8 protein-coding genes and 3 pseudogenes are annotated in these 8,207 nt (G+C 63.5%); 3 read left to right on the top strand and 8 right to left on the bottom strand.

Features of this window, described 5'->3' with window-relative positions:
• Positions 1 to 345: 345 nt before the first annotated feature.
• Entirely contained in the window at positions 346 to 735 is a 390-nt protein-coding gene (locus AC1DY5_RS32635) for an HU family DNA-binding protein (RefSeq protein ID WP_478118222.1), read from the top strand.
• A 686-nt stretch (positions 736 to 1,421) separates the two neighbouring features.
• A complete protein-coding gene (locus AC1DY5_RS32630; RefSeq protein WP_478118220.1) occupies positions 1,422 to 1,871 on the top strand; it encodes an ankyrin repeat domain-containing protein in 450 nt (149 codons plus the stop codon).
• Between the two features lie 371 nt (positions 1,872 to 2,242).
• Here the strand turns inward: AC1DY5_RS32630 and ligD are convergent.
• Positions 2,243 to 2,878: pseudogene (gene ligD, locus AC1DY5_RS32625) on the bottom strand (non-homologous end-joining DNA ligase LigD); the annotation flags it as partial.
• A gap of 37 nt (positions 2,879 to 2,915) precedes the next feature.
• Between ligD and AC1DY5_RS32620 the strand changes: the two are divergent.
• Positions 2,916 to 3,185: a hypothetical protein gene (locus AC1DY5_RS32620; RefSeq protein WP_478118219.1), complete on the top strand. Its 270-nt coding sequence runs from the start codon at positions 2,916 to 2,918 to the stop codon at positions 3,183 to 3,185.
• 129 nt (positions 3,186 to 3,314) lie between these two features.
• On the opposite strand, the pseudogene AC1DY5_RS32615 reads toward AC1DY5_RS32620, so the two are convergent.
• The 7 genes and pseudogenes from AC1DY5_RS32615 to AC1DY5_RS32585 form a co-directional block, all read right to left on the bottom strand.
• Positions 3,315 to 3,473 (bottom strand): annotated as a pseudogene (locus AC1DY5_RS32615) (transposase); the annotation flags it as partial.
• A gap of 170 nt (positions 3,474 to 3,643) precedes the next feature.
• Positions 3,644 to 4,554: pseudogene (locus AC1DY5_RS32610) on the bottom strand (DUF4158 domain-containing protein).
• A gap of 668 nt (positions 4,555 to 5,222) precedes the next feature.
• Complete coding sequence (locus tag AC1DY5_RS32605) at positions 5,223 to 6,014, bottom strand: cytochrome c biogenesis CcdA family protein (protein ID WP_478118218.1); 792 nt, start codon at positions 6,012 to 6,014, stop codon at positions 5,223 to 5,225.
• Between the two features lie 22 nt (positions 6,015 to 6,036).
• Complete coding sequence (locus tag AC1DY5_RS32600; protein ID WP_478118217.1) at positions 6,037 to 6,411, bottom strand: thioredoxin family protein; 375 nt, start codon at positions 6,409 to 6,411, stop codon at positions 6,037 to 6,039.
• A 58-nt stretch (positions 6,412 to 6,469) separates the two neighbouring features.
• The gene (locus AC1DY5_RS32595; protein ID WP_478118216.1) at positions 6,470 to 6,913 is read right to left on the bottom strand and encodes a DoxX family protein; all 444 of its coding nucleotides are present in this window, start codon (positions 6,911 to 6,913) and stop codon (positions 6,470 to 6,472) included.
• 17 nt (positions 6,914 to 6,930) lie between these two features.
• Positions 6,931 to 7,713 carry an HvfC/BufC family peptide modification chaperone gene (locus AC1DY5_RS32590; protein ID WP_478118215.1) on the bottom strand — a complete coding sequence of 261 codons (783 nt, stop codon included), beginning with the start codon at positions 7,711 to 7,713 and terminating at the stop codon, positions 6,931 to 6,933.
• 13 nt (positions 7,714 to 7,726) lie between these two features.
• Positions 7,727 to 8,207, bottom strand: a 481-nt coding sequence (locus AC1DY5_RS32585) for a multinuclear nonheme iron-dependent oxidase (protein ID WP_478118214.1), incomplete at its 5' end; no start/stop codon positions are given.

Genomic DNA, 8,207 nt, shown 5'->3' with positions numbered 1-8,207 from the left:
GGCATACCATGTTCCCCCGCAAGCACCCAACCCCTGACCCGCAATCGGACTCGCTCGGCAGGTGCTCGGCACAAAGTCCCAAAAACTGGCGCGCTCTGGCGTGCCGATGATGCTCTCGGCGCACTTCCAGAAGCGTACCCGCGATGCATGGTCCGGAGGGAAGCTGGTCATCCCCGAGTGCATTCTCTTCGTGGATCGACAGTGGTCGTAGCGACAAAGCCGTCGCCTTCGCGCAACACCACTCAGGAGTGGGCACAAGCGCCGGTACACTTCGCCGGCCCTACTGTCTAGTGGGGTCGCCGCTGGCAACGCGGCGTGTCTACTAAAGCAACAGGAATTCCGAAAATGAACCGCGTCGAACTGGTCGAGAAGATCGCCACCACCCACACCCTCAGCAAAGCCGAAGCCGCACGACTCCTTGAGACCGTCACCGGCTCCATCGTGGCAGCAGTCAAGAAGGGCGAGTCCGTCCAGATCATCGGCTTTGGCACGTTCAAGCAAGTGGCGCGTGCCGCCCGCACTGGCTTCAACCCGAAGGCCGGAACGAAGATCAAGATTGCCGCATCGAAGGTGCCGAAGTTCGTGGCCGGCGCAGCGTTCAAGGGTGCCGTCGACCCGAAGGCCGCCAAGCGCAAGGCGGACAAGGTCGCTGCGAAGCCGGCCGCGAAGGCAGTTGCAAAGTCTCCTGCAAAGGCTGCGAAGGCGCCGGCCAAGAAGGCCATTGCCAAGAAGTGAGCGGCCCGAGAGGTCGCAACGTACCAGGAAGCCGCCCAAGGGCGGCTTTTTCGTTGGTGCGCCGCCTGGCGCTCGCGAACTGCGCGGTCAGAATCAGAACCGAGCCTCTGATGGCTCACGTTTTGCATGCACTTGGCAGTGCTCGTGCGCATCACGGCGTTAAGCGCCCGCTCACGGGCAGGCACAGCGCCGAGCCGCAACGGGAGCGGGGTGAATTTGAGAACGGTTGCGAGAGCCACGCCACCGTGATGCCTGCCTTGGCTGTCTCACCTTTGAGACTCTTGAATTCCCGCTTTGATGTTTCTACGCTTTAACTTCCTACAAACCTGCAGGAGGGTCCGATGGCACTACCTTGGAAAATTGGTCAAGTCATCTGTTCTATGGTGTCCGAGTCTTCAAGCATCTTGACGATGCGCTTCGAACCTCAGCCCGACCCTTACATCCTCCGCGTCTACTGGGGCGGCTGTCGGCGCGATCTGTTAAAGGCCTGCACGCGCCGAGCTCACGGCACGGGCCCGGGCGTTGGTTCGGATGAGTGCGCCTGCAGCGCGGGCGACGCATGCTCGACCAAGGCGCTGCGCGCAGCGAATCTGACAGACGGGGTCGTCAGTTCATGTCACGCTTAGTCACGCCCAGCTAAGTTCACGTCACGGGGGAAGGCCTACAGAAGGGCTAGAAATCTTCCGATGTGCCCCGGCGCGCATTATCCTGTGCGCCCAGGGACCAACCCCAACGCGCGAGACGTGATCAATAGCACTTCGCTGCTCTATGCGATCAGCAACAAGCACAAGGAGATTGCCTGGGTGCTGTTGAAGGCGGGCGCGCAGGTCGACGCAAGGAGCACCGAGGGAATGACCGTCATGCTCGCCGCCGCGGATTGGGCCGATATTGAGCTGGTGAACGAGTTGATTCGAAAGGGCGCCGACATCCAGCAGCCGGCGATCACCGGCGTAACGCCCTTAATGGTGGCCGCCAGCAAGTGCAAGACCGATGTCGTGCGCATCCTCATTGCTAAGGGAGCAGACCCGAGCGCGACGGACGAGAAGGGCCGCGATGCGCTGGCGTGGAGCAATCTGTCGGGGTGTACCGCCCTGGCGCCGGAGTTGAAGAAGCTTGCCAAGGCGGCGACGCGATAGCGGCGGCCTTGACGTCGTCCAGCGCGTCGGGCGCCGCACGCATTGCGCCGGTAGGGCTGGGCTGGTGACGACGGCCGCTTTCCGTCAGCCGCCTGCGCGAGTCGGCGGTTCCACCACCACGGCCGTTCCCTTGGCGGTGGTTTCGCCGAACTGGTTGCCGACCTGCAGTTGCAGTTCCACGAGATGGAGGTTCATTGGCCGAATGCAGAAATCTCCTGCATTTAGTCTTGGGCGCTTTCTTCCATGCGAGCGACGATCCGCTTCGCCTGCTCCAGTGCAGATCAGGCGAATCGACCCGTAAGCCGACGTCTTTTATGGTGGCAGAGTGCTGCTATAGGAAGGCGCACCTCGAAAATCGACCCGTTTTCGGGCTAGCGGCCGAATATTTTCCTCGCCGGTCCGAGCGAGCGCGCCGAAGCTGTGTATGTGCTCCATGGCTCGTTCCCCTTGTCCAGCCTGGTGTGTATGTTCCGGACATTCCAGTGCGCCCCGCTCGTGACTTTTGCCAGCTCGCTCCACGCGATCGGTACCGACACGCCCAGCCCCGGCCGCGCGCGCGCCGACCAGGCAGAGGCGGTCGTGGCGCCGAAGCCGTTGCGCAGGTAGTCGATGAAGATCTTGCCCACCCGATTCTTCGGCCCGCTCTTGGCCACGAAGAGCTGGGGGAGCGTGCGCGCCAGGTGCACCACGATTGCCTGGGAGAAGTCCTTTACGGTGTCCCAGTCGTACAGGCGCTTGAGCGGCACCACGACGTGCAGGCCCTTGCCGCCGCTGGCCTGCTGAATCTGCGCTCACTTCACCCCTTCGCCCGGGTCGAGGTCAAACGTCATGCGGTCAGGTTTCCCGATCGCCGTCTTGACCGCGTTCCAGGTGTGAAACTCGATCACGTTGAGCTGGGCCGCCGAGAGCAGCCCCTGCTGGGTCGCCACCTCGAGGAGTTGGGCGTGGCCCGGGTGCAGGGCCGGGTCGAGCTGCCGCACGYCGGGGATCTCGCCCTTGTCCAGGTGGAGCGTCAGTGGCCAAAGTTCGGATGATCCTCGCCGCATGAAGCATGTGCAGCCGAGGCCTTCGGTGCCGACCACGTCGATCTTCAGCCGCAGCGACGGTGTTGTCGCTTGGCGCTGCAGCATCGAGGAAACCGGGCCGCAATCGGAGAACATCGAGGTGGTGGCAAGCCATCTGGGTCTCGGCGCGCATCCGGCGGTGCTGTATGCGCTGGCCGATCGCCTGGCCCAGCCCGAAGGGAACTGGAAGCCCTTCGATCGCGGAATGTTCGGGCCACTGGTCTATCCCGATCCCGCGCGTCCACACTGAACTACGGCGCGGGTGTTGCCGCGGCACGCCCATCTTGCACAACGTCACGCACAGGATGGGTAGAGCAAGGTCGCACTGCGCAAGCAACAGCAGGCGTAGTCAGCTTGGTCTCTTTCCATCCGGGCACGAAATTGCGGGCTCGAGTTTCTCGCCGGCTCGCAGCGGATTGCGAGCCACACCAGCGCGCTTGACATGACTCCACACCAACTCGTCCGGGTTCAGGTCGGGTGCGTAGCCCGGCAGGATGTGCATGCTCAGCTGGCCCTGGGTGGACTCGATTGTACGAGCCAATGCGTGACGCGCATCCAGAGCGGATGGGCCGGCGAGATCCGCAACGTAGCCCTACAGGACGCCAAGTCCAYGCTCTSGAATGCGGTGCAGGAAGCATGGGAGTCTGGCGTGACGGGAGCAWGTCTGAAGCGCYTAAGGATCTGCACTACAACGTGAAYGTCTACGGCCTACACGAGATGCACGCCGCGGCTCTGGTGGTCGTGGCGCACATYACGATTCGGCCGCCGTTCGACYTTCAGGTGCGCCACCTTCCKCAGAAGCTCCAGCAGCGTAGCGTGCAAGAAGCAGACAACCTCCACAGTCTGGCGTCGCTGTTCGTGGCGCGCGGTCATCGATGGCCGGCGCATCACGACGTGAGCCGCGTAGGCCTGTTGCTTGCTCAGGGCGATGGAATCCAACGCCCAGTTGTGCACGCCCAAGGCCTTGAGAGCGCAGATCTTCTCCAGGGTCTGCGCGGTCGTGCTCGGGGAGTGGCGCTGGGGCGGTGTCTTGATCCACTCCAGATGGCTGCCTGAGGCCGCGGGGGAGGGTGCATAGGCCCAGTCGATGGCTTGGCGCAGCGCCGCCCTCCCAATCGCCGCCTCGATCGTTGCGGCCATTGCCGCCTCCGTGGCGTCGAACGCCTTGCGAGCCCAGCCGGCAGTTCGGCGTGAGCCCGGAATGATGATTCGCCTGCCGTACAGCCAAATGCGCGCGGTTCGTACCAGGTCGTCGGGGTGAGCGGCCTCGAGGGCAGCGACTGAGAGAACCTGTTCGATCTTCTGCCGCTGGACCTCATCCAGGTCGCTCAGGCCAAGATAGGTGCGGGCCCAGGCCTGGTGCTCGTACAGCGTCTGGCGACGTTCATAGAGTGACCGGAGGCTGGCGATGCTCACGTTGGGCGGCCCCAACGCTTCGCACACTGAACGCAGCAGGACCTTCGGTACCGTGGCGAATCGTCCATCGGGCGGCCGCTTGCCCGCAGGAAGAGCAACTGGATAGCTGCAGCTACGCGGCGGTCGTCGCGGAACCGCTCACAGATCGCGGAAATGTCGTCCTTGCTCAGGCTGAAGAACTGCTGGACGTCGAGCTCGGACATCCTGGAGGGAAGGGTCTCCGCGCCAATGATGCAACGCGACTGCGAGCAGGCAGGCTGTCCGCTCCGACGTAGCGATGTGCGAAGGTCATGGTGCAGTCCAAGCCTGTCCGGGTGGAGCGTCAATTTACGCCAACTACAGGTGCTGGACGAATCGCCCACACCTCAAGCGCTCGGAGATGGGCCGGCGCGCAACCGAATTTGCACCAAAAATACGATCACCCCAGGAGGTCACACACCAGTGTCATCTAGCGGTCCCCTTGGCGACAGCCTTCTCGTCAACACCGATCAGTGCGGGCATCGCGCGGGGCTTAGTTCGCTCTGCGGCTGCGAACGACGGCGATCCATGATGTGCGTGCCAAGCCTCATCCCAGGTGATGCCCAGGAGGGTGGCCGCCTTCCTCACGTCGACGGCCGGCGCCCCAAACAACCGTGTGAAGTGCCGGTCATGCTCGGCCCAGGGCAACCCGAGCACTCGCACACCGTGCCGCGCGCAGCTCAGGTGACCTCGCGCTCGAAGTGCCGACTTGGAAATCGTCCATGCTTTGAACCTTTCTTCACCATCGACCTGCCCGCATTTTCACAAAGGCGGTAGCCTACCGCACGCACTGTTTGCTGAGCCGCAGCTAGTGCGACGCGTGTCGGGCTGACCGAATTGGCGTCCGTCTACTTCACGGAAAAACGGYGGGCCGCTCGCTCAATTGAACGCCGGGCTGCGGCGCCTGCTGGTCCGCCACGTCGACCCATCCGCTGCCCATCGACTTGTAGAGCGTCGTCGTCTGCACCAGCGCCTTGAAGAGGTCACGCGCGAGATCATCGATCAAGATCCCGAGGAGTAGCATCGCCGCGCCCAAAGCCCACCGACCGAACTGTCCGCCGGTCATTAGACGCTCTCGCACGCGTTGAGCGACCTCGCGAGACACACCGCCCAGAACGAGCAACGGGGTACTCGCGCCGAGTCCGAACAGCAGCATGAGCAAGGTGATCTGGGACAGCTGCGTCCCCTGGGCTGCCAATGCCGTGGTCGCGCCCAGCGTCGGGCCAACGCAGGGCGTCCAGACCAAGCCCAACAGCAGCCCAACCACGAACTGAGCGCTCCATCCCCGAGCCTGGAACCGATGCAGCCAAGCACCGGTAGACGATCCGAGGCGGGAGGACAGTGAAGTGAATCGAGCTTGCAATCGGGACGACAGAAGAATCAAGCCGAATGCAATCAGCATCACCGCCGCCACCTGGCGCATTACCCCCTGGCCCAGGCCAATGGAAAGCCCGATCGTGGCGAGAAACACCCCAAGGGTGGTGAAGGAAAGGGTCAGTCCTGCAGCAAGCGCCAGCGCGCCGAACCGATGCTGCGCCATGGCCGTCGCCACGAGAATCGGGACGAGCGGCAGGACGCAGGGAGAAAGCGTGGACAGGATACCGGCGCCATAGCCCAGCGCGAAGGTGCCGAAGCCGAAGTTCATTGATTGGTGAGTTACACGATGATCAGAGTGCCTTGTCGAAGACCGCCTCGAGCACGTCCTTCTCCGTCTGGCCCGTCGAGCGCGCGACTTCCTTGCTGGCCTTGAAGACCACGAACGTGCTTTGCTGAGTCACGTGCAATCGCTTCTTCAAGGCGACCTCCTCGTCGTAATCGGCCACAAAGAGCGTGATGCCCTTGAATTTTTGACGCCCCATGAGTTCATTCACGATCGGCTTCTGTGACTTGCAGGTCGGACACCAGCTCGCGGAGAAATCGACAATGACCGGTCCTCCGGCCGCCACCGCCGCATCGAATTTCTTCTGGTCGTAAGGGACCTCTCCGGCAACCGCCAGCGCGGCGAACGCTGCCATCAACGAGACAAAGAAGAGGTTGCGCAAGAGCGTAATGACATGCATGGTGTTTCCAACGACAAGGACGATAAAAAAAGGCGCTCGGTCACCTCGACCAACTGCGCCAAAGGAGATGGTCGAGCGACCAGGTTCCTGCGCCACGACAAAGCAGCACGAGCAGCATGGCCGCCCACTGGATGTGCGTCGGCCAGGCTTGCGGGTAGACGAATATCTCGATGATCGTGGTCATGCCGAGCAGCACCAGCGCGACAGGCCGGGTCCCCAATCCGAGCACCAGCAACACTGGAGTGCTCAGTTCGATCGATGCGGCCATGTGGGCGGCAACATCCGGGGGCAGCAGCGGAAGGCGGTACTCGTCGGCGAACAATGCGAGGGTGGTATCCCAGTTGGCCAGCTTGGTCATGCCGGAATTCCAGAACACCGTCGCGACGGCGAGCCGCAGCGGCAGTGCCAGCAATGCATAGGGCACGGCGTCCAGCCAGCCGCGAAAGCGTGCCAGCATGCCCATTGCCCCGGTGGTACGTGGCATTGCCGCCTCAGAATGGTTCACGGGACGTTCTCCTCTCGCTCGTTGCCAACGCCAACCGAGCAGCATTTCAGTTGGAAATCGACGAATCGACCGGCCGCCAAGGCCTCGGCCAGCAGGCCGGGTGCATCGGCATCGGGTGACGCGGTCAGCACGGAGCCCAAGGGCTGTCCGGCGCAGAGTGCAGCCGTGAATCTCCACGCGCGTTCGTCCGCGCGTCGTACCTCCACGCCGTCTCGCGAGCACTGCACGACCAGGCAGATCGGCCCATCTGCCAGATTGATCGCCGCCAAGGCTGCCTCATCGCGGCCCAGCACGGCGCGCCAGATGCTGTCGACCGGGAACGCCGAGTGCAATGTCGATACCGACGGGTGAGCCACGAAGCACACCCGCTCGTGATCGGAGGGTGCCAGAGTTGCCAGCCGCTCAACGACCGCGAGGGGATCGGCGTCGGGCGCGTGCAGCGCACGGTTCACCGCCCCTTCGAGGCGAGCCACGTCGGCCAGGTAGGCGATCGTCGCCGCGGGCGCGAAGCCCTGCAGGAAATCGGGGAAATCGGAGCCGTAGGCATTCAGATCGGCACAGCGCGGAGCCCGGTCGCGCGCAAAGATTTGCGCTGCGCCTTCAAAGAAGTCGGCGCCGACGAGGCGATGCACGGCCGGATACGACAGCCGCAGTGCATTGGCAAGCGTTGCGACGATGGTGTTGCGGTAGATGCCCAGTCGCTGCGCGGGCGCCAGTCCCGCGCCGACGATCAGGTCCGCCGTCTGGCCGACTTCGTCCTCAAGCAGGCTGCGCCGCATCGCGCGCTGAACGTCAAGCAGCGACGGCATGCTTCGCCTCCTCGATCAGCGCGGCTGCATGGGCAGCCTCATCCAGCAGCACGTCCAATGGCGGTATGTTCGTGTCCCACTCGATCAGGGTCGGGACCAGGCCGAAGCGTGCCAGGGCCTGTGTGTACAGGGTCCAGACCTCCGGTGCGACGTGCGAGCCATGGTCGTCGATGCGCAGGGTTTGCCCGCCTTCGATCTGCCGGACCGCGTGGCCGGCAAGATGGATCTCGCCGATGGCGTCGGCAGGCAGAGCGGCCAGATAGGCCAACGCGTCCCAGCCGTGGTTGCACGCGCTGACGTAGATATTGTTGACGTCGCACAGGATGCCGCATCCCGTGCGCTGCGCGACGGCCGCAAGGAAGTCCCATTCGGCGATCGTCGAGTGCTTGAAGCGCAGATAGGTGGATGGGTTCTCGATCAGGATCTGGCGCTGTAAATAGGCCTGGGTCTGGTCGACATGGCGG

The sequence above is a fragment of the Variovorax sp. P4_D9 genome (assembly GCF_056401695.1).
This window is presented reverse-complemented; position numbering and strand designations above follow the sequence as displayed.